The 20,883-nt window shown below is 64.2% G+C and carries 18 protein-coding genes; 16 read left to right on the forward strand and 2 right to left on the reverse strand.

Features of this window, described 5'->3' with window-relative positions; translation table 11 throughout:
* Window positions 1–56 precede the first annotated feature (56 nt).
* The 14 genes from ABCN56_RS06765 to iolG all read left to right on the forward strand — a co-directional run bounded on the left by ABCN56_RS06765 (window position 57) and on the right by iolG (window position 15,882).
* Complete coding sequence (locus tag ABCN56_RS06765; protein ID WP_343079995.1) at window positions 57–1,526, forward strand: hypothetical protein; 1,470 nt, start codon at window positions 57–59, stop codon at window positions 1,524–1,526.
* 4 nt (window positions 1,527–1,530) lie between these two features.
* Entirely contained in the window at window positions 1,531–2,265 is a 735-nt protein-coding gene (locus tag ABCN56_RS06770) for a hypothetical protein (protein ID WP_343079996.1), read from the forward strand.
* A gap of 2 nt (window positions 2,266–2,267) precedes the next feature.
* Complete coding sequence (locus ABCN56_RS06775; RefSeq protein WP_343079997.1) at window positions 2,268–4,577, forward strand: sulfatase-like hydrolase/transferase; 2,310 nt, start codon at window positions 2,268–2,270, stop codon at window positions 4,575–4,577.
* A gap of 319 nt (window positions 4,578–4,896) precedes the next feature.
* Window positions 4,897–5,463: a dTDP-4-dehydrorhamnose 3,5-epimerase gene (gene rfbC / locus ABCN56_RS06780; RefSeq protein ID WP_343079998.1), complete on the forward strand. Its 567-nt coding sequence runs from the start codon at window positions 4,897–4,899 to the stop codon at window positions 5,461–5,463.
* Entirely contained in the window at window positions 5,460–6,500 is a 1,041-nt protein-coding gene (gene rfbB, locus ABCN56_RS06785; RefSeq protein ID WP_343079999.1) for a dTDP-glucose 4,6-dehydratase, read from the forward strand. The genes rfbC and rfbB overlap by 4 nt, the downstream gene beginning before the upstream one ends.
* Window positions 6,497–7,342 (forward strand): dTDP-4-dehydrorhamnose reductase, encoded by an 846-nt coding sequence (gene rfbD, locus ABCN56_RS06790; RefSeq protein ID WP_343080000.1) that lies wholly within the window; start codon window positions 6,497–6,499, stop codon window positions 7,340–7,342. The genes rfbB and rfbD overlap by 4 nt, the downstream gene beginning before the upstream one ends.
* A gap of 12 nt (window positions 7,343–7,354) precedes the next feature.
* Window positions 7,355–8,236 carry a glucose-1-phosphate thymidylyltransferase RfbA gene (gene rfbA / locus ABCN56_RS06795; RefSeq protein WP_343080001.1) on the forward strand — a complete coding sequence of 294 codons (882 nt, stop codon included), beginning with the start codon at window positions 7,355–7,357 and terminating at the stop codon, window positions 8,234–8,236.
* Window positions 8,237–8,392: 156 nt separating this feature from the next.
* Window positions 8,393–9,688, forward strand: a complete 1,296-nt coding sequence (locus tag ABCN56_RS06800) for an acyltransferase family protein (protein WP_343080002.1) — start codon at window positions 8,393–8,395, stop codon at window positions 9,686–9,688.
* Window positions 9,689–9,823: 135 nt separating this feature from the next.
* On the forward strand, window positions 9,824–10,855 hold the full coding sequence (locus tag ABCN56_RS06805; RefSeq protein WP_343080003.1) for a LacI family DNA-binding transcriptional regulator: 1,032 nt from the start codon (window positions 9,824–9,826) through the stop codon (window positions 10,853–10,855).
* A 156-nt stretch (window positions 10,856–11,011) separates the two neighbouring features.
* Entirely contained in the window at window positions 11,012–11,827 is an 816-nt protein-coding gene (locus tag ABCN56_RS06810) for a TIM barrel protein (RefSeq protein WP_343080004.1), read from the forward strand.
* A 78-nt stretch (window positions 11,828–11,905) separates the two neighbouring features.
* A complete protein-coding gene (locus tag ABCN56_RS06815; RefSeq protein ID WP_343080005.1) occupies window positions 11,906–12,853 on the forward strand; it encodes a sugar ABC transporter substrate-binding protein in 948 nt (315 codons plus the stop codon).
* Between the two features lie 97 nt (window positions 12,854–12,950).
* Window positions 12,951–14,024 (forward strand): ABC transporter permease, encoded by a 1,074-nt coding sequence (locus ABCN56_RS06820; RefSeq protein WP_343080006.1) that lies wholly within the window; start codon window positions 12,951–12,953, stop codon window positions 14,022–14,024.
* Between the two features lie 11 nt (window positions 14,025–14,035).
* Window positions 14,036–14,812, forward strand: coding sequence for an ATP-binding cassette domain-containing protein (locus ABCN56_RS06825; RefSeq protein ID WP_343080007.1), 777 nt, complete (start codon window positions 14,036–14,038; stop codon window positions 14,810–14,812).
* Between the two features lie 65 nt (window positions 14,813–14,877).
* Window positions 14,878–15,882, forward strand: coding sequence for an inositol 2-dehydrogenase (gene iolG, locus ABCN56_RS06830; protein ID WP_343080008.1), 1,005 nt, complete (start codon window positions 14,878–14,880; stop codon window positions 15,880–15,882).
* Window positions 15,883–16,001: 119 nt separating this feature from the next.
* On the opposite strand, the gene ABCN56_RS06835 is transcribed toward iolG, so the two are convergent.
* Window positions 16,002–16,718 (reverse strand): sulfotransferase family 2 domain-containing protein, encoded by a 717-nt coding sequence (locus tag ABCN56_RS06835; RefSeq protein ID WP_343080009.1) that lies wholly within the window; start codon window positions 16,716–16,718, stop codon window positions 16,002–16,004.
* Window positions 16,719–17,207: 489 nt separating this feature from the next.
* Between ABCN56_RS06835 and ABCN56_RS06840 the strand changes: the two genes are divergently transcribed.
* Window positions 17,208–17,933 (forward strand): sulfotransferase family 2 domain-containing protein, encoded by a 726-nt coding sequence (locus tag ABCN56_RS06840; RefSeq protein WP_343080010.1) that lies wholly within the window; start codon window positions 17,208–17,210, stop codon window positions 17,931–17,933.
* A 77-nt stretch (window positions 17,934–18,010) separates the two neighbouring features.
* On the opposite strand, the gene ABCN56_RS06845 is transcribed toward ABCN56_RS06840, so the two are convergent.
* Complete coding sequence (locus ABCN56_RS06845) at window positions 18,011–18,640, reverse strand: TetR/AcrR family transcriptional regulator (RefSeq protein WP_343080011.1); 630 nt, start codon at window positions 18,638–18,640, stop codon at window positions 18,011–18,013.
* Window positions 18,641–18,795: 155 nt separating this feature from the next.
* On the opposite strand from ABCN56_RS06845, the gene hpbA reads away from it, so the two are divergent.
* Window positions 18,796–20,832, forward strand: a complete 2,037-nt coding sequence (gene hpbA / locus ABCN56_RS06850) for an N-methyl-L-proline N-demethylase HpbA (protein WP_343080012.1) — start codon at window positions 18,796–18,798, stop codon at window positions 20,830–20,832.
* The last annotated feature ends 51 nt before the right edge of the window (window positions 20,833–20,883 follow it).

A 20,883-nucleotide genomic window follows, 5' to 3' on the forward strand; every position in this document is an offset into this window, starting at 1 on the left:
GTCTGCAACATCTGCCGGTAGAGTTCCCCGCGAACCAGGAAGGACCATCAATCGAAATGCCGTCGGATGACAAGAAGGCCGGTCGCGGCGTGCTCGTCGAAGCCGAAAACGGCGCGGCGATCGAATACGACGAAACCGGACTCGTTCTCCATCTGTCGGACATCGTGGTGACCGATCTGGCACGGCGCCTGGGCCGGCTTGCCCCTGCGATCACGACAAGCGCGGCGGAGCAGCCTGAAGCTGCGCTCGTGAGACAGGTCGAACGCCTCGACCCTGCGGTTCTTGGTGACATCGACGCTTGGGACGTCACGCGCTCGGGTGACTGGTTCACCTTCGCCGCGCGCCTGCCCGGGGCCGAAGGGCCGCGTCGCTATCTTCGCCATGCCGCCGGCGGCGGGATCGTGGCGGAGACCGGCGGCCCCGTGCTGGGGATACTGGGGCTCGGCGGCGGACGCCAGGCGACCACCTGGTCGGGCGCGCCGCGCTTTCCGCATCACGTCGTCTCCTGCCCTCCCCCCCATGAGGGCGAGCCCGACCGCCCCGTCGTCACGCTGCGCCACCGATCGGCCGACAGCGAGTTGGCGGATGCGCTGATCGCCGTGCGTCATCAGGCCTACCGGCGCCTGCCGCTTGTCGTGACGGGACATGAACTGGTGGCGCCTGGCCCCCTCCCCGTTCCCGATGCGGCTCTGGACGCGCTGGATGTCCTGCTTGACCGGATGTCGGCGTTGGCCGGGGCGTTCGGGAAGGACGCGCGCCTGCTGGCGCTCAGGGTCGAACCGGGGCCGGACAATGCCCCGACCGATGCCGAAGCCTTCCATCGCGACTGGATCGCGCTCCTGGACAGGCTGGCGGAGCGCGTGGCCGGACGCGACTTGGGAGCCTTGCGCTTCCTGACCGTCGCGGATTGCGGCGCGTGGTGGCAGAACGACGCCGACGCCAACCGGCCCGCGCTGGAAGGGTTTCATCGCCTCGCCCTCAGACCCGGAATGCACCAGCTGATCGTCGCCGCGGCGGGATACATGTTCGCGCAGGACGGCCTTGGCCAGCCAACACCCGAAGCGGCGAGCGAACGCGCGGACATGGAGGCTCATGCCCTCGAAGCGGCCCTCGCGCGTCAGGACTGGGTCTGCCCCCTGATGTGCCTCGCCGAGCGGGAAGGCGATGTCATTCGCGCCACATTCAAGACGGCGGGGCCGTTGGTGATCGACCATGCCGATCCGTTCGGCGCCGGTCCGGGTGCGGGCTTCGCGCTGGCGGGGACGGAGGCACGCGTCGCCTCGGTCGAGATCGCGCCCGACGATCCGGAGGCGGTGCTGATCCGCCTCGACGGAGCGCTCCTGCCCGCACCGGGCGGTCACGCGCCGCGACTGGACTACGCGATCGGTGGGCCCATGCGCGACAGAACGGCGGGGGAACTCCACGCTCCTGCCTGCGGCGCGCTGCGCGACGACTGGCAGGCCGTGTCCCGCACGGGGCGGGCCCTGCACCGTTGGGCCCTGCCCGGCAGCATCGAGATCCGGTGATCCGATGCCGAAGGTCCCCGTGACCCTGCCCCCGATGGCACTGGCGCACCACGCCGTCACGCGCCTTGCCGATCTGACGCGGGACGCGAATGGATTATGGCTGCGCGCCATCGACGGCACGAATGCGGGTTGGCCCGCTCATGTCGGCGACATCACCGCCGAACCGAAGGCCATCGAGCCGGGGTTCAGCAGGTTCGCCCCCTATCGCGGCCGCATGGCGCTTCATCTCACGGCCGGAGCGAACGGAGGCTTCGAGGCGCCTTCGGCGGCCCCCGATCCAGGCCTCTGGTCGGCCGCGATCATCTGGACCAGCGGGGCGGAGGAAGCGCGCAGCCTCCTGACCGTTCGTGGTGGAGGGGATGCCAACTACGTCTTCCTCGCAGAGACGGAAGACCGCCAGATCGTGTTTCGCGACGACGCGGAACGCGCCGTGGCGGCCTTGCCCCCCGCAGGCGGCGGCTGGCAGGTTTCGATCTTGAGTTGCGCCGCGGGAAGGCTGTCGCTGGCCCGGCCCGACGGTGCGGAAGCCGAGGCCGCGGGTGTGACCGACCTCGCGACGGACGGCCGCCTGCTGATCGGTTGCCGCAACCACCGGCCGGGGATGAAGAAGACGCTGGGCAGCGCGATCATCTCCGAGGTCCTGTTCTGGCCGGGTCTCGACATCCTGTCGCGCCGCCCGGCACCTTTGGCCATCGCACTTCGCGATGCCCTCGACACCTTCATCCTCTGGGAGCTCTGACCATGGCGTTCGACCGTGACACGATCCGCGAGGACAACATCTGCCTGATCTGGGTGGATGACATGATCGATGTCTTCACCTGGCGCGACACATTCGGCGTGACGATCCAGACCCCGAACATCGACCGGCTGATGGAAAAGGGCGTGCGGTTCGCCAATACCTACGCGACGGTGCCGCTCTGCGCCCCCTGCCGGGCGGAGGTCGCCACGGGGCTCTCGCCCTACCGGACCGGCCTCGTCGACCTCAACCGTTTCTGGCGCGACGTGATGCCCCCGGAACGCGCCTGGGCCTATGACCTGCGCCGCGCGGGCTTCTACAACTTCACCACGGGCAAGGTGGACAGCAACTACAAGCCCATGCCCGAGGAATACCGGCGCATCCTTTTCCACGAGGAACCCGAGGCCAGCGACAAGGGCGGGCGCAAGAAGGTCAAGGTGTATCTCGGTGGCAAGGGGCCGGGGATCGCAGGCGTGAACCATCCCGACGACGACGGCTCGCAGGATGATCGCTTCTACGACTACTGGGTCGCGCAGAACGCCATCGACCATGTGCGCCGCGCCGATCCGAACCGGCGGCACCTGATCCAGCTCGGGTTCAAGCACCCACACTTCAACCTCGAATGCCCGGACCGCTTCTACCAGATGTACGACCCGGCGGCGATCCGCTGGCCCTCCATCGCGGCACCGGAGGATTACTTCGGCCCGCAGCCCGGCTTCGCCGTCTACGAGGCGGCCTATATCGCGAACGGCAACTGGACGCCGGAGAAGGCGGGCGACGAGGGCTGGCGGCAGGTCGTGCGCGCCTATTTCGCCGCGGTGAGCCATGTCGACCACGAGATCGGCCGCTTCCTGGACGCACTGGAAACGTCGCCCCTCGCGGCGCGGACCACGGTGATCTTCCTGTCGGACAACGGCTTCAACCTCGGCAACCATGACAGCTTCCACAAGATGAGCCAGTGGGACAGCGCCGCCCACGTGCCCCTCGGGATCTGGAGCCCGCGGATGGAGAGCGGCCGGGTGATCGATCTGCCCGTCTCGCTGCACAACCTGCCCTGCACGATCATGGACCTGGCGGGGCTGCCCCGCCGCGCGGACTGGGTTTCGGGCCAGAGCCTTTTGCCGCTGATCGACCCGAGCTTTGGCGGGTTCGACGAAACGAAATCCCCCATCACCTCGGTCTTCGGAACGCTGTCGGTTCGCCCGACCGATCCGGCGCTTAGCCACTTGCGCTACTTCCGCTATCCGAACGGCGAGGAGCACGTCTACGACATCGTCCGCGACCCCGGAGAGACGAAGAACCTCGTCGAGACCGCTCCGATGGAGCAGCTGAGGGCGGAACTGGTGCGCGGCGCGCTCGACCTCGGGATCGACCTGCGCGGGCACGAGAACCCGGCAGACGGCGTGAATGCGATGCTGGCAGTCGACGGGACGGTCGTTCTGGCGGGCGGTTCTGGCGACAACCACTACTGGGCCTATGGCAGCAATGCCGAACGTATCCGCGAAACGGACGATGGCGGGCACGATACGCTCTGGTACATGGGCGGGCCCGACGACTTTGTTCTCAACATGCCGCCGAACATCGAGGAGTTGCGCGTCGCAACCGTCGTCGCACGCCGCGAGGGCAGCGAAACGCGCGAAGGCAAGGTGTTGCGCATCGTGGCTCATCCCGACAGCCCCTTCCGGTTCGAGACGTCGGAGCGCGTCGCGGTGCATGTCGTCGGATCGAACGGCAACGACGTGATGATCGGCCCGAAATACGGCGGGGCGACCTTCCACGGAGGCGAAGGCGACGACCTGCTGGTGGCAACCGGGAAACGCCCGAAGGACCGCCACGCCTTCTACGGCGGCAGCGGCAACGACACGCTGATCGGCGGCCCCGGCAACGACACGCTGGACGGCGGACCGGGCGACGACGTGATCCGCGGCGGCACCGGTCGGAACCTGATCCTCGCCGGACCGGGCAACGACGAGATCCACGATGGCGAGGGCGCGTCCGAGATCCACACCGGCCCCGGCCGCAACCGCATTACTCTGGCCGAGGGAGACCACACCCTGCTGATCGGCCCCGGCCCCAACCGGATCGAGGCCGCCGCCGGCGCCAAACGTTTCGTGCTCGACTACGGCGCGGCGGTCGAACTGACCGGCTGGGACGCCCGGCAGCGCTACGACCTGACAAGCTGGCCGGGTAGACCGGAACTTCGCGAATTGCCGGGGGGCGGCGTCATGGTGTGGCATGGGACGTCGTGCCTGATCGTCACGGATTTCCCTGAGTGGGGCGATGTGTGGGAGCAGGTGAAATTGCCTGCCACATAGCCTGCCATCCCGGCAACCAAGCACCCCACCAAAGGATGCGGACGGGCAACCTTGTCTTCTTCCGGTGTGTGCGGCAATGCAGGCGGGTACGTGAATTGTCATTGCCTCGCGGCACATACGACCAGAACTCGTTACCTGGTAAGCAGCCCAAGCCTCGACACAATCGCGCGGTCTTGTTCGGGCCTGTTATGCCTCCCCGCAGAAAGAACGTGACCGATATCCGCTTCAACTTCCGGGTGATCCGGGTAATGTGCGCCCAGCACCTTAGCGCGCGATCCGGACTTCGTTCCCGGCTTCGCAACCGAAGACAAGAGCCAGAATGAAGATCGAACACTTTGAAATACAAGGGCTTTTCCTGATCTCGCCGCGCCGCTTCGGCGATGAGCGCGGCTTTTTCAAAGAGACCTGGTCGCGCAGGGTCCTCTCCGCCGCCGGGATCGACCTGGACTTCGTGCAGGACAACCACTCGCTTTCGCGGCAAGTCGGGACGATCAGGGGCCTGCATTTCCAGACCCCGCCGCATGCGCAGGCGAAGCTCGTGCGCTGCGGGCGTGGGCGGCTGTTCGACGTGGCGGTGGATCTGAGGAAGGGAAGCCCGACCTATGGCCAGTGGGCCGGTGTCGAGCTTTCGGCGGAAAACGGGCTTCAGCTTCTGATACCCGCAGGTTTCGCCCACGGGTTCGTCACCCGCGAACCGGATACCGAGATCGTCTACAAGTGCTCTGACTACTATGCCCCCGAATGCGATGGCGGGATCCGCTGGAACGACCCCGATATCGGCGTCGACTGGGGGATCTCCGGGGCGCCGGTCCTTTCGGACAAGGACGCGAAGGCGCCGTTCCTGAAGGACTTCGACAGCCCCTTCGCCTGGGAGGGCCGGGAATGAAGCTGCTCGTCACGGGAGGCGCGGGCTTCATAGGATCGGCGGTGGTGCGGCTCGCGATCGCGCGCGGGCACTCGGTCGTCAACCTCGACGCGCTGACCTACGCGGCATGCCTCGAGAACGTGGCGAGCGTGGCGGACAGCCCGCTCTACGCCTTCGAGCACGCGGACATCCGCAACCGTGCCGCGCTCGACAGGATCCTTGCGGCTCACAAGCCCGACGCCGTGATGCACCTCGCCGCCGAGAGCCATGTGGACCGCTCGATCGACGGACCCGGGGATTTCATCGAGACGAACGTCAACGGCACGTTCAACATCCTCGAAGCCGCCCGCGCCTACTGGATGCAGGAGGGGCAACCCTCCGGTTTCCGCTTCCACCATATCTCGACCGACGAAGTCTTCGGCTCGCTCGGGCCAGAGGGAAAGTTCACCGAAACGACGCCCTACTCCCCGCGCAGCCCCTACTCCGCTTCGAAGGCCGCGTCGGATCACCTTGTCCGGGCGTGGCATGAAACTTACGGCCTTCCCGTCGTGCTGACGAACTGCTCGAACAACTACGGGCCCTATCACTTCCCCGAAAAACTGATCCCCGTCGTGATCCTGAACGCGCTCGCGGAGAAGCCGCTGCCGATCTACGGCAAGGGTGACAACGTCCGGGACTGGCTATTCGTCGAGGACCACGCTGACGCCTTGCTGCTGGTGCTGGAGAAGGGCGAGATCGGGCGAAGCTACAACATCGGCGGCGAGAACGAGCGCACGAACCTGGAACTCGTCCAGACGATCTGCGCGATCCTTGACGAGCTGCGCCCCGAGGGAGCGCCTCACGAACGCCTCATCACCTTCGTCGCGGACCGACCCGGCCACGACAAGCGCTATGCCATCGATCCGACCCGCATACGCAAGGAACTCGGCTGGCGGCCGTCCGTCACGGTCGAGGAAGGGCTGCGACGCACGGTCGAATGGTATCTTTCCAATGAAGGCTGGTGGCGCCCGTTGCAGTCACGCAAGGGCGTTGGGGAACGGCTGGGGGTCAAGGCATGATCCTGATCTTCGGCCGAACTGGCCAGGTGGCGAAGGAACTTGCCCGCCTCGAACCCGAGGCGCTTTTCCTCGGACGTGACAAGGCCGACCTGACCGACCCGGCGGCCTGCGCTGATGCGATCCTGTCGGCCCGGCCCGAAGCGGTCATCAATGCCGCCGCATGGACAGCCGTGGACAAGGCCGAAGCCGAGGAGGAAACCGCCCGGCGCGTCAATGCCGAAGCCCCCGGCACCATGGCCCGCGCCTGTACGGAACTCGGCATTCCACTCGTGCACATTTCGACCGACTACGTCTTTGACGGTTCGGGCACGACCCCCTGGCTTCCGGATGATACCACCGCCCCCCTTGGGGCCTACGGGCGCACCAAGCTCGCCGGAGAGGAGGCCGTGCGCGCCGCGGGTGGCGTGCACGCCATCCTCCGCACGTCATGGGTGTTTTCGGCACACGGCACGAACTTCGTGAAGACCATGCTGCGCCTCGGAGCCGAGCGCGACCGGCTGACCATCGTCGCCGACCAGGTCGGCGGGCCGACCCCGGCTGCCGACATCGCAGGCGCCTGCCTCGCGATCGCAGAGGCCCTGAAGCCGGACCCATCCAAGAGCGGCACCTACCATTTCGCCGGCACACCGGACGTCAGCTGGGCGGACTTCGCCCGCGCGATATTCGCCCGTGCGGGGTTGCGGACCTCGGTCGAGGACATTCCGACCTCGGCCTACCCCACACCCGCACGGCGCCCGGCGAATTCGCGGCTGGATTGTTCCGGGCTCGAGGCATTCGGACTGACGCGGCCGGACTGGCGGACCGGGCTCGACGCGGTACTTGCAGAACTTCGGAACGAATAGGGAAGGATCGGGATGGCGGACGCCAAGGCACGCAAGGGCATCATCCTGGCCGGTGGATCCGGCACGCGGCTGTGGCCGATCACCATGGGCGTCTCCAAGCAACTGATGCCGGTCTACGACAAGCCGATGATCTATTACCCGGTCTCGGTCCTGATGCTGACCGGCATCCGAGAGATCGCGATCATCACCACACCCGAGGACCAGTCGCAATTCACCCGCCTCTTGGGTGACGGGAGCCAGTGGGGGCTTTCGTTCACCTTCATCGTTCAACCTTCGCCGGACGGCCTCGCGCAGGCCTATGTCCTGGCCGAGGAATTCCTTGACGGCGCCCCCTCGGCGATGGTGCTCGGCGACAACATCTTCTTTGGTCACGGGCTGCCCGAAGTCCTTGCCCGCGCCGATGCACGGACGAGGGGCGGCACCGTCTTCGGTTACCACGTGGCCGATCCCGAACGCTATGGCGTGGTTGACTTCGACGCCGAGGGCCGTGCTGTCGAGATCGTCGAGAAGCCTGCGAAGCCGCCGTCGAACTACGCGGTAACGGGGCTCTACTTCCTCGACGAAACCGCCCCGGAACGGGCGTCCCGCGTGAAGCCCTCCGCGCGTGGTGAACTCGAGATCGTGGACCTGCTGCAAGGCTATCTGGCGGATGGCAACCTGACCGTCGAAAAGATGGGCCGCGGCTACGCATGGCTGGATACCGGGACGCATGGAAGCCTGCTTGATGCGGGGAATTTCGTGCGCACCCTGTCGCTCCGGCAGGGGATGCAGACGGGCTGCCCGGAGGAGATCGCCTACAACGCCGGCTGGATCGATGCGGACGATCTGCGCGCGCATGCAAAGCGGTTCGGGAAATCCGACTACGGCCGCTATCTTTCAGACCTGATACGCTGACCGGCGGACAAATACCTCACACCGTCAGTCTTGGCCCGCCATCAGCGTAGAGCCCGGGCCCCATTCGGGGAATTGCCGCACCAATCGCCCGTTTGGCATTGCCTTCGGCCGCAGTTCCGAATTCAATCCCCGTGGGGGAGAAGGGCGAGGCCGGCATTGTCACTATGGTCGCAGGCGAAGATCGCAGCCGAAAACACGCCTGCCTACCGCAATCGCGCGGCTGATTTCTTTCGGGCGGCTTCGATCCTTGTCGTCGTCTTCGGCCACTGGATGGTCAGCGTTCCCCACTTCGTCAACGGCGGGCTCGAGTTCACCAAGCTTCTGGCCGTTCAACCCTGGACCCAATACGCGTCATGGGTCGTGCAGGTCATGCCGATCTTCTTCTTCGTCGGCGGCTATTCGAACGCCGCGTCGTGGAAATCCGCGCGAAAGAATCCGGAGAAGCGCCGGTCCTGGCAGGCGACCCGCCTCCGGCGCCTGTTGCTGCCGACCGCGCCTCTCGTGATGATCTGGGCCATCAGCGCCGGAGTGGCCTGGGCCGCGGGCCTGGACGCCGGGATCATACAGGCCGCGTCCCGTGCGGCGTTGGTTCCGGTGTGGTTCCTCGCCGTCTACATCATGGCGACCGTCGTTGCGCCGATCACGATCCGGGCCTGGGAACGCTACGGACTCTATTCGGTGGCATTGCTTGTCGTTGCCTCGGCCCTCGTCGACCTGATCGCGTTTTCCGCTGGCATTGGCTGGTTGCGGTGGACGAACTATGCCTTCGTCTGGCTGGCGATGCATCAGCTCGGGTACTGGTGGAATGGCGGGATCCGAAGCCTCGCTGCGCCGTTTCTACTCGCGGCGCTGGGAGCATTCTCGCTCATTCTGCTGGTCGGCCCTCTCGGATATCCGGTCGCAATGGTGAGCGTTCCGGGAGAAGAGATGTCCAACACCCGGCCACCGACCTTCGCGATGCTGTCGATCGGCTTCACCCAGGCCGGCTTGATCCTGTTGTCGAGCGGGAAGGTCGCGGACTGGCTTCAGGACGCGAAACGCTGGGCCTTCGTCATCCTGATCGGTCAGCGGATCATGACGATCTACCTCTGGCACCTCTCGACCCTGATAGCCGTGGTGGGACTGTCGCTTCTCGCCGACGGTTACGGGCTCCGGGTCTTTCCAGGGAGCGTCGAGTGGTGGCTCACGCGACCGCTCTGGCTGGCCATCCTTTTCGTGGCGCTGTTTCCCTTCATCCTGATTTTCGGGGGTATTGAATCGGCCTCCAGAGAGTCGGAACGCACCCTCCCGGGACCGGTTCAGGCGGCGCTCGGGGCATGCCTCGCCTGTGGCGGGCTGACGTTCCTCGCGCTCAAGGGAAGCTACGCGGCGAACGCGCTTGGCGTGAACATCATTCCTGTAGCGCTGACGATCACAGGGGTGGCGCTTTCCAGCATTGGCCGGCGAACCTGAGAATTCCCTATCCGCCCACGGGCGACCCGCCTCCCTCCCGTCGATGAGACGCACGCCATTCTTGACAGCCGCCGTCTCTCTGGACGAGGTTTGCGTTTGTCGCGGCGGAATGACGCAAAACCTTCATGGGGAACGATGGCAAACCGGCCAACGCTCAAGGATGTCGCACGTGAAGCAGGGGTCAGCCTGACGACGGTCGACCGCGCGCTGAACAGCCGCGTCAAGGTCCGGGAAGAGACCCTGCGAAAGATAGCGGATGCCGCCCATCGCATCGGCTATCACGGGTTCGGGCTGATCGACAAAAGGCTGGAGACCTCCGCCCCGTCGGTTCATCTGGGCTTCGTGCTGGTCAAGCAGAAGCAGGAGTTCTACCAGAACTTCGCGCGGGCGATCGAAACCGCCGTGGCCGCCCGGACCGATATCCGCGGACGGGCCACGATTCGGTTCGCCACCTCGCAGTCGCCTGACGAATTCGCCTCGCTGCTCGAGGAAACCGGACGCAAGGTGGATGCCATCGCCTGCGTGGCGGTGAATGACCAGAGGCTGAACCAGGTCGTCCAGGATCTGAAGAACCGCGGGGTCTCCACATTCTCCCTTCTCAACGATTTCGCCCAGGGCATCCGCGAGAATTACATCGGCCTCAACAACATGAAGGTGGGGCGCCTCGCGGCCTGGATCATGACAAAGACCGTCCACCAGCCCGGGCCACTCGCCATCTTCGTCGGCGGCAACCGTTGGCATGGACATGACCTTCGCGAAGTTGGTTTCCGGTCCTTCGTGCGCGACAGCGCGCCGGCGTTCTCGGTTCTCGACACGCTCGTGAACCTCGAGACCCGCCGGGTCACCTACGAGGCCACTCTCGACCTGTTGCACCGGCACCGGGACCTTAAGGGCATCTACGTCGCCGGGGGCGGGATGGAGGGCGCGATCGCCGCGCTGCGCGAAGCCACGAAACCCGGTCAGGTCGCCCTCGTGGTGAACGAGGTCACGTCCGAAAGCCGGGCCGCATTGCTTGACGGATATGTCCTCATGGTCATTTCGACCCCCCTTCAGGAACTGTGCCACGACCTCATCGATCTCATGGTGAAATCCGCCCTCAGGGGAGATACCGGCATCGCGGGCCAGCATTTCCTCGAACCTCGCATCGTGCTGCCTGACAACCTGTGAATGACGCAAAAACGTCATCGCGGTGTTGCGAAAACCTTCATCCATGACGCGATATGATGCCAAAAGTATTGACGCAAAGCCCCTCCGTCGACAGCCTTCCCGCGACTTGAAGACGCATGTCCCCGCCGAATTCCGTGGACGCGCAGGGGGGATCACATGAAGACAGCACTCAACCACATGACGACGCCCAATCTCGGCTACGTCGAATTCCTTGACCTCGCCAGGAAGCTCGGCTGCGTCGGAGTCGAAGTGCGCAATGACATCGCGCGCCCCCTGTTCGACGGTATGGATGCTGCCGAGGCTGGCCGGATCGCCAAGGACAAGGGGCTTCGCCTCGTCGGGTTGAGCCAGGTCTACCCCTTCAACAGCTGGTCGAACGAGATCGCCGCCGAAGTGCGCGCGCTCATCGCGACGGCGAAGGCCTGTGGGGCCGAAACCATCAGCCTCATTCCGCGCAACGATGGCCAGGGCTGTGGCAACGGCGAACGGCAGGCCAACCTGCGGATCGCTCTGCGGGAAGTGATGCCGATGCTGCAGGAGGCCGAGATGGTCGCCCTGGTGGAGCCGCTCGGCTTCCTTCGTTCCTCGCTCAGGTCCAAGGCTGAACTCGTGGAAGCCATCGAGGCGCTCGGCGCGCGGGACCATTTCAAGCTCGTGCATGACACGTTCCACCACACGCTCGCCGGCGGTGGGCCGCTCTATCCCGAATACACGGGCATCGTGCACATTTCTGCCGTCGTCGATCCGTCTGTTCCGGTGGAAGTGATGGAAGACGAACACCGCGTTCTGGTCGATGAGCATGACCGGCTGGGCAACGTCGAGCAGATCGCCGCGCTGCTCGCGGCCGGCTATGACGGCCCCTTCTCCTACGAGTGCTTCTCGCCGGAGACGCATGCGCTGGCCGATCCCTATTCGGAGATCCGCCGTTCTTTCGATTTCATTGCCTCGCAGATCCAGGCGACCGTCGCCTGATCGGAGGATGAACCGCCCCGACAAGGGGTTTCCGGCAATGAAACCGGTGCGCCGGACACCGACCAAGGGAGGACCCTAATGAAAAAGACCTTTATCGCTGCCACCGCTTTCGCGACCCTGATGGGAACCGCCGCCATGGCGGAAACCATCGGCGTGACGATGGCGAGATTCGACGACAACTTCCTGACCGTTCTCCGCAACGGCATGATCGAACAGGCCACGGCCATGGAAGGCGTGGACCTGCAGGTGGAAGATGCGCAGGACGACGTCGCCAAGCAGCTCGACCAGATCAACAACTTTATCGCCTCGGGCGTTGACGCGATCATCGTGAACCCGGTCGACACCTCCGCGACCCAGGCGATGACCGACGCCGCCGCCGCTGCCGGCGTGCCGCTGGTCTACGTGAACCGTCAGCCAATCAACGTCGACACGCTGCCCGACAACCAGGCGTTCGTGGCCTCCGACGAGCGCGAGTCGGGCACGCTGGAGACGATCGAGGTCTGCCGGCTCTTCAAGGAGCAAGGCAAGAGCGAGGCCAGCGTTTACGTGATGATTGGCCAGCTCTCGAACCAGGCCGCCGTTCAGCGGACGCAGGACATCCATGATGTCATCGAAGCCGGCAAGTGCGAGGTCACACTCAACCTCATCGACGAGCAGACCGCGAACTGGTCGCGAGACGAGGCGCAGAACCTGATGACCAACTGGCTGTCGACCGGCACCCCGTTCGACGGCGTGATCGCCAACAACGACGAAATGGCGATCGGCGCGATCCAGGCCATGAAGGCCGCCGGCCTCGACATGGGCACGATCGTGGTGGGCGGCATCGACGCCACCCAGGACGCCCTTGCCGCGATGCAGGCGGGCGATCTCGACGTGACCGTATTCCAGAACGCTGCCGGCCAGGGCGCTGGCGCGCTCGACGCTGCGCTCAAGCTCGCGAAGGGCGAAGCCGTCGACCAGAAGGTCTACATCCCGTTCGAGCTGGTGACCCCGGCCAACATCGACAACTACCTGTCGAAAAACTGATAGGATCCTGTTGGATTGAACATGGGAGCGGCGCGTCTCGCGCCGCTCTCGCACTCCACCCCGGGGAGAGGGGATCAAGGGAGGGAGGAGCTCGGAAATGGCCGAAACAACTCATGGCATCGGCGGTCTGAAATACGACCATTCGAAGCGGCAGCGACCGCAGGAACTGAACGTTTTCATCGCGCTCGTGCTGATCGTGGTGGCCTTCGAATCTCTCGGCTGGATGCTTCTGGGCGACAGCTTCCTGTTCAACACGCGGGAGAACGTCGAGGGGCTGTTCAACATGCAGCGCCTGAACATCATCATCCTGCAGGTGTCGATCATCGGCATCATCGCCATCGGTGTGACGCAGGTGATCATCTCGGGCGGGATCGACCTGAGCTCGGGCTCGATCGTGGGCGCCACCGCGATGATCACGATGAGCTTCGCGCAGACCGCCATCGTCAACGGCAACCCCAACCCAAAGGCGATCTTCGGCGAATGGGCGATGGACCTTCCCGTGATCGCGCCGATCCTCGTGGGTCTCGCCTGCGGCCTCATCGCGGGTATGGTCAACGGTATTCTGGTCGCCTACACGCGGATTCCGCCCTTCATCGCGACGCTCGGCATGATGGTCACCGCGCGCGGCGTCGCGAAGTGGTGGTCCAAGGGCCAGCCGATCTCCTTCCCGACCGAAAGCTATGCCGCGATCGGCAAGGGGATGATGCCCGTCGTCATCTTCATCTCGCTCGCGATCCTGTTCCACCTGATCCTGCGCCACACCGTCTACGGCAAGCACACCTACGCGATCGGCTCGAACGAGGACGCGGCGCGCATGTCGGGGATCAACGTGGCCCGGCACAAGGTCATGGTCTTCACCATTGCCGGGATGCTGGCCGCCCTCGCCGCCATCGTCCTCTCCTCGAAGAACCTGACCGCCCAGGCCGGCATGGGCGTGATGTACGAACTCGACGCGATCGCCATGACCGTCATCGGGGGCGTCAGCCTTTCCGGCGGCCGCGGCTCGATCATCGGAACGGTTCTCGGCGCGCTGATCTTCGGCGTCATCATTTCCGGCTTCACGTTCCTCAAGCTCGACGCCTACTACCAGGAGATGGTCAAGGGCGCGATCATCGTGGGCGCAGTTGTGCTCGACCAGTGGCGGCAGCGCCGCGCGTCGGCCCGGTCATAAGGAGAGGGACCATGAACGATATCATTCTGGAAACCCGCGACCTGACCAAGCACTACGGCGGCGTGCACGCGCTGGAAGGGGCGGACTTCGCTCTGCGCAAGGGCGAGCACGTGGCGATCATGGGCGACAACGGGGCTGGGAAATCCACCTTCGTGCGCCAGATCACCGGCGTGGAACAGCGCACCCGCGGCGACATCATCTTCAACGGGCAGCCGGTGAACTTCGCCGGCCCGCTCGAGGCCCGCGAGGCCGGGATAGAGACCGTGTTCCAGACGCTGGCTCTGGCCGACCATCTGGACGTGGCCGACAACCTCTTCCTCGGGCGAGAGAAGATCCGCTTCAAGTTCGGGCCGTTCTCGATCCTCGACTACAAGGGCATGCGCGATGCAACGCTCGCGGCCCTGCAGAAGACCGGCGTGAAGATCCCGAACATCCACAACACGATCGAGCGGATGTCCGGCGGCCAACGGCAGTGCGTCGCGATCGCACGCACTGCGACCTTCCATTCCAAGCTCACCATCATGGACGAGCCGACGGCCGCCCTCGGCGTGCAGGAAACGGCGCAGGTCGAAAACATCATCCGCACGCTCAAGGAACAGGGCGAACCCCTGATCCTCATCAGCCACAACATGCGGCAGGTTTTCGACCTCGTGGATCGCATCGTGGTGTTTCGCCGCGGCCGCATCGTCGCGAACCTCAACAAGTCCGAAACCGATGGCCAGGACGTGGTCGCCTATATCACGGGCGCCAAGACTCAACCGGAATACGCGGAAGCCGCCGGTCTCTGACGGCGGCCTCGGCGCCAGCCCGCAACCCTAACCGCCGGATTGCCCGGCTCAAGTGAGACAGAAAAATGACTATTCGCTTCGGCCTGCTCGGCGCTGGCCGCATCGGCAAGGTTCATGCCCGCGCCATCGCCAACGACCCCAATGCCTCTCTCGTCGCGGTCGCCGACGCGCTGCCGGCTGCGGCCGAGGCCATCGCCTCCGCCTACGGTTGCGCCGTCCGCACGATCGAGGAGATCATTGGGTCCTCCGACGTCGACGCCATCGTGATCTGCACGCCCACCGACACCCACGCCGACCTCATCGAGGCCGGCGTGAAGGCGGGCAAGGCCGTCTTCTGCGAGAAGCCCATAGACCTGAACGTCGAGCGCGTGAAAGCCTGCCTGGAAGTGGTGAAGGCCAACAAGGGCACCCTCATGGTTGGCTTCAACCGCCGCTTCGATCCCGATTTCATGGCCGTGAAGGCCGCGATCGACGCCGGGAAGGTCGGAGAGGTCGAGATGGTCACCATTTCTTCCCGCGACCCGGGCGCCCCGCCCTACGAATATATCACCCGTTCGGGCGGCATCTTCCGCGACATGACCATCCATGACTTCGACATGGCCCGCTGGCTTCTTGGCGAAGAGGTCGAAACGGTCCAGGCCGCGGCCTCGGTCCTCGTGGACAAGAAGATCGGCGAGCTTGGCGACTACGACTCTGTCAACGTGATCCTGCGGACCGCTTCGGGCCGGCAGGCCGTCATCACCAACTCCCGCCGGGCGACCTACGGCTACGACCAGCGGATAGAGGTTCTGGGCTCCAAGGGCTCGGCCTCCGCGATGAACATGGCGGAGGCAAACATCGAGGTCGCGACGGCCGAGGGCTTCCACCGCCCGCCGCTTCTGAACTTCTTCATGACCCGATACGTCGCGGCCTATGCGAACGAGATCGCGGCCTTCATCGGGGCCATGACCTCCGGGACCGAGACCCCGACCACCGGCACCGACGGGCTTCTCGCCCTGGTGCTCGCCGAGGCCGCCCTGAAGTCGGTCGAGGAAGGCCGCGCGGTCAAGGTCGCCGAGATCACCGGCTGATCAAAGGCCTGGGCCGAGGGCGCTCCACGCTCGGCCCAGGCATATCGAGCCGGCCAAGCATCCAGAAGACATGGCCGGAGAGGCGGAAGGGCCTTGTTGCTGCATGGCGAGCAAGGCCCCTATAGCTCGTATCCGAACTTATCGATGATGTATCTGTTCTTCTCGGAGATCACTTTGACGATATCGTCGTGACCTCTGAAGAATTCTTTCGACGAACTGCCGGCCGGCCTGATATTTCCTTTGGCATTGATCGAGGCAAATGTCTCATACAAGCCGGAGAGGCTTTCAACCTGCCGCTCGAGTGCCGGGATGTCCACTTCGAAATTCTCGAACCTGATATAGAAATCTATGACGTCTTTCCCGTCGATGAAGTACTGGGCGTAGTTGTTGTTTATCAGGTGAGGATTATTGTAGAACCATTCCGAGAATTCCGGACGGGTCTTTTTCCCCTTGGTTCGCCAGAAGTAGTTCGAAACGACAAAATCGTAGGGATTTCTAACAATCGAAACTTTCACGGAAGAATCCCAGACCTCCCGCCCGAGTTTCTTGAAAGCCTCTTCCGCGCTCATATGATTGCGATATTTGTATAGCCTCTTACCTTTCAGCCGTCTCCTCAGATATTCCAACTTGTGGGAAGAAAGGATCTCCGAAAGGGAATACTCGGCGTTCTGGGCGGAACGGAAACCAAGCGATTTCCGGAGCGCTTCGTCCTTGCCATATATGGCGGTAATAATGTCTTCGTCACCTGCATATTTGGACAATGCAATTTCAAAAGACGTTCCGGCCACCTTCTGCGCCTTGAGAAAGACGATCTTGTGCTGTTTCAGGAAGATCAAGTCTTGCCCCCTATTCTCGGCTGTCCTCTGCGCGTCCGGTAGCCGGGTTTTGGCTACATGGGCAGTTGGCCGGAGTCAATTACGCCGGGCAAACGCCAGGCCTCACGCTCGTCATGACGGCCCGCCTGGAGGCAAGGCGGGCCGCGCCAGTCATGCTCCGTCACTAAGGTTTTTCAGCCAGCGGCGGATTTTCACTGATGAAGAAAAGTACGGGTTCCACTCCTGCCCAGTCTGTGCGACCACCTCACTGTGGCTATTGGCGAAGACCCGGGGAACGTGCGATGTGGCCAGGCGATCGCGGGCGCCGGCACGGGACGCGGGTCGTCGCAAGGCGATCGGAGGAAGGTTCATGACCCGAGGCACGTCCGCAACATGTCGAGAATTCCCACCATGAGCAGCCGTGCTTCCTGAACCGGACCCCAAAAACCCTGGTGCGGGTCATCGACTTTCCCAGCGATCACCGCACAGGGCTGAAATGAGACCGATCCGATGACCATAATCTCGAATACCCACCGCTATATTTTCCTGAAGACGAGGAAAACAGCGGGTACTTCAATTGAAAAATGGCTATGCGGCGCCCTGCAGGAGGGCGACAAGATCGCGACCGCACCGGAAAACCTTCCGCTTCCTGTGGGCTTCTGGGACACATCCAACGAAGTTTCCCATTTCAAGGTCGGAGAAAGGATAGTCAAACAGTTCTGCTGTCATGTGTTGGGCAGGCCGATTGGCACGATGCTGCGCGAACACATGCGTGCAGCGGCAGTAAAGGACCTTGTCGGCGAGGAGGCGTGGGGGACCTATCGCAAATACTGCGTGGAAAGGGACCCTTGGGACCGAATGCTCTCTTTCTGGCGGTGGAGACAGGTCAGGGAAAAGGTCGAGCTGGAGTTTGACGCGTTCCTGGACATGATCGAACAATCCCCAAACTCCTCTCTTGTTCGAGGCTATTCGAATTACCTGATCTATACGATCGACGGGAAGCTTGCCGCGGATCGGGTCCTTTCTTTCCGTGATCTTCATCAGGATTTGCAGAAAATGTGCGACGAACTCGGCCTTCCTTTGTCGCCAGAGACCCTTCCCTTCCAGAAGGCGGGTCACCGTACGCGTGAGGATAGCGCTGCTGGGCTTACTGCAGCCCAAGTCGAAAGAATCTCACGTCTCTGCCAGGCCGAGATCGACTTGTTCGGCTGGGATTTTGGCAAGGAATACGGCTGAAGCGGGCCCCTTCCCCGGAATCGGCTTCTGTCTCCGCACTCGCGGGTGTGGACTTCATTCCGCCTTGAGGCCCGACTTCACGCGCTGAACCCCAGCCGGGCGTGGAAACGCGCGATCTCGCGGGGTCCGGGCAGCTTGCCCGTGTAGATCTCGACATAGTTCGGGATCCGCGCCATGCGCGTGGCCAGCGTTTCATCGACCTGCATCGAGATGTAGCCGATCTGCACGAGGTAGATCGTCCGGGCCCGGACATCGGCGTCCTGGTCGCTGTGGCCCCATTTGCAGAGCATGTCGCGCAGCGCCGCGAGCCGCTCCGCGTCGGCCCTTTGCACCTCCGCCATCATCGCATTGTCCTGCAGCGCCCAGCTGCGGACCGCGAATTCCAGCTTGGAATCGAATGTCGTGTTCGACAGGAAGCAGCCGATGACGTTCAGCATCGCCTCGGTTTCGCTGTCGGCATATTCGCGCGTTGCCGTCACCAGCGGGGCCGTCGTGGCCTCTGCCCAGCGGTCGCGCAGCGTGGCGAGGAGTTCCTGCCGGTCCTTGAAGAACCAGTAGAAGCTCGTGCGCGAGAGCTTCAGGCGGCCGGCCAGCGGCATGATCTTCACAGCATCCACACCGCTTTCGATCAGGGTGTCGTAGGCAGCTTCCAGCCACCCTTCCCGGGAGCCTCGCCACCCTGTCTCGTTCGCTTTGTGGTCGTCCATGTCGCTTGTGATACGGGCGGGAACCGTCCCTAACAAGGAAAATGTACATTAATGCACCTGCCATAGTCATCGATGAACCTTTACTTGACACATGTGCACATTTTTTGAATTCTGCCCCGACCCAAGCAACAGCCCCTCTGACAAGGCCCCCCGCGATGTCCAACGACCCCCTTCTTCAGCCCTACCAGTTGAAGCACCTCACGCTTCGCAACCGCATCATGATCACCAGCCACGAGCCGGCCTACCCGGAAGACGGGATGCCGAAGGACCGCTATCGGGCCTACCACGTGGAACGGGCCCGGGCAGGCGTCGCGCTGACGATGACGGCGGGGTCGGCCTCGGTCGCGCGGGACAGCCCCCCGGTCTTCAACAACATCCTCGCCTGGAAGGACGAGGTCGTGGGCTGGATGAAGAAACTGACCGACGAATGCCACGACGAAGGCTGCGCAGTGATGATCCAGCTGACGCACCTCGGCCGGCGGACCCGCTGGGACAAGGCCGACTGGTTGCCGGTTGTCTCTCCCAGCCACGAGCGCGAGGCCTCCCACAAGGCCTTCCCGAAGAAGATGGAAGACTGGGACATCGCCCGGATCATCGAGGATTACGCCGACGCCGCGGAGCGCATGAAGGCGGCGGGGCTCGACGGCGTCGAAATCCAGGCCTACGGGCACCTGATGGACCAGTTCTGGTCCCCGCTGACCAACGATCTGGACGGCCCCTACGGCGGATCGCTCGACAACCGCTTGCGGTTCACCTTCGACGTGCTGAAGGAAATCCGGAAACGGTGCGGTGACGAATTCATCGTCGGCGTGCGCTACACGGGCGACGAGGACCTGCCCGGCGGCCTGACCAAGGCCGACGGCCTAGAGATCTCGCACCGGCTGAAGGACAGCGGGCTCATCGATTTCCTCAATGTTGTGAAGGGCCATATCGACACGGACGCGGGCCTGACGGACGTGATCCCGATCCAGGGGATGCGCAACGCGCCGCACCTCGATTTCGCAGGGGAAATCCGCGCGGCAACGAACTTCCCCACCTTCCACGCCGCGAAAATTCCCGACGTCGCGACCGCCCGCCACGCGATCGCCAGCGGCAAGCTCGACATGGTCGGCATGACGCGCGCTCACATGGCCGACCCGCACCTGGTGCGCAAGGTGATCGAAGGGCGCGAGGAGGACATCCGGCCTTGCGTCGGCGCCAACTACTGTCTCGACCGGATCTATCAGGGCGGCATGGCTCTCTGCCTCCACAACCCCGCCACGGGGCGCGAACTTGAGCAGCCCCAGACCATCAAGCCGGCTGAAACCAGGAAACGCATCACCATCGTCGGCGCCGGCCCGGCGGGGATGGAGGCGGCCCGCGTCGCCGCCGAGCGTGGCCACGACGTGACCGTGTTCGAAGCCGCCGACCAGCCGGGCGGCCAGATCCGCCTGACCGCCCAGCAGGAACGCCGGCGCGAGATGATCTCCATCATCGCGTGGAGGTTCGAGCAGTGCGAGAAGCGTGGCGTGAAGTTCCACTTCAGCACCTACGCGGATGCCGAAGCGGTTCTCGAGACCAACCCGGACGAGGTGATCATCGCCACGGGCGGCCTGCCGCACACCGAAGTGCTCGGCTCGGGCAACGACCTCGTCTGTTCCGCATGGGACATCCTGTCGGGCGACGTGAAGCCGGGCTCCAACGTCCTCATCTTCGACGACGCTGGCGACCATTCCGGGCTCCAGGCCGCCGACCTCATTTCGCAAACCGGCGCCAAGGTCGAGGTCGTCACGCCGGACCGCAGCTTCGCGCCCGAGGTGATGGCGATGAACCTCGTCCCCTACATGCGCAACCTGCAGAAGCGCGACACGACCTTCACCGTGACGTGGCGCCTGATGTCCGTCGCCCGCGACGGCAACCAGCTGCGCGCGACGCTAGGCAGCGACTACGGCGACTTCCGGCGCGAACGGCTTGTCGACCAGGTCGTCGTCAACCACGGCACCCGCCCGCTGGACGACATCTACTTCGAACTGAAGCCGAAGTCCTCGAACCTCGGCGAGGTGGACTATGACGCGCTCGCGACCGGCGGCGCGCAGTCGATCCGCAAGAACCCCGAGGGCTCCTTCCGCCTGTTCCGGATCGGGGACGCCGTCGCCGCGCGCAACACGCACGCGGCGATCTACGATGCGCTGCGGTTGGCCAAAGACCTTTGAGGTGATCTCAAAGGAACGCGAACCGGACGCTGATCTTTCTCGAGCCTGAAA

Source organism: Ostreiculturibacter nitratireducens (assembly GCF_032670585.1).
In the GTDB taxonomy this organism is placed as follows: domain Bacteria; phylum Pseudomonadota; class Alphaproteobacteria; order Rhodobacterales; family Rhodobacteraceae; genus Ostreiculturibacter; species Ostreiculturibacter nitratireducens.

Excerpts from the sequence above, each read along its gene's own strand:
- ABCN56_RS06815 (WP_343080005.1), top strand. The coding sequence starts at position 11,906 with ATGAAAAAGACCTTTATCGCTGCCACCGCTTTCGCGACCCTGATGGGA.
- ABCN56_RS06805 (WP_343080003.1), top strand. The coding sequence starts at position 9,824 with ATGGCAAACCGGCCAACGCTCAAGGATGTCGCACGTGAAGCAGGGGTC.
- ABCN56_RS06825 (WP_343080007.1), top strand. The coding sequence starts at position 14,036 with ATGAACGATATCATTCTGGAAACCCGCGACCTGACCAAGCACTACGGC.
- ABCN56_RS06840 (WP_343080010.1), top strand. The coding sequence starts at position 17,208 with ATGACCATAATCTCGAATACCCACCGCTATATTTTCCTGAAGACGAGG.
- ABCN56_RS06765 (WP_343079995.1), top strand. The coding sequence starts at position 57 with ATGCCGTCGGATGACAAGAAGGCCGGTCGCGGCGTGCTCGTCGAAGCC.
- rfbD (WP_343080000.1), top strand. The coding sequence starts at position 6,497 with ATGATCCTGATCTTCGGCCGAACTGGCCAGGTGGCGAAGGAACTTGCC.
- rfbB (WP_343079999.1), top strand. The coding sequence starts at position 5,460 with ATGAAGCTGCTCGTCACGGGAGGCGCGGGCTTCATAGGATCGGCGGTG.
- iolG (WP_343080008.1), top strand. The coding sequence starts at position 14,878 with ATGACTATTCGCTTCGGCCTGCTCGGCGCTGGCCGCATCGGCAAGGTT.
- ABCN56_RS06775 (WP_343079997.1), top strand. The coding sequence starts at position 2,268 with ATGGCGTTCGACCGTGACACGATCCGCGAGGACAACATCTGCCTGATC.
- ABCN56_RS06820 (WP_343080006.1), top strand. The coding sequence starts at position 12,951 with ATGGCCGAAACAACTCATGGCATCGGCGGTCTGAAATACGACCATTCG.
- rfbA (WP_343080001.1), top strand. The coding sequence starts at position 7,355 with ATGGCGGACGCCAAGGCACGCAAGGGCATCATCCTGGCCGGTGGATCC.
- rfbC (WP_343079998.1), top strand. The coding sequence starts at position 4,897 with ATGAAGATCGAACACTTTGAAATACAAGGGCTTTTCCTGATCTCGCCG.
- hpbA (WP_343080012.1), top strand. The coding sequence starts at position 18,796 with ATGTCCAACGACCCCCTTCTTCAGCCCTACCAGTTGAAGCACCTCACG.
- ABCN56_RS06770 (WP_343079996.1), top strand. The coding sequence starts at position 1,531 with ATGCCGAAGGTCCCCGTGACCCTGCCCCCGATGGCACTGGCGCACCAC.
- ABCN56_RS06810 (WP_343080004.1), top strand. The coding sequence starts at position 11,012 with ATGAAGACAGCACTCAACCACATGACGACGCCCAATCTCGGCTACGTC.
- ABCN56_RS06845 (WP_343080011.1), bottom strand. The coding sequence starts at position 18,640 with ATGGACGACCACAAAGCGAACGAGACAGGGTGGCGAGGCTCCCGGGAA.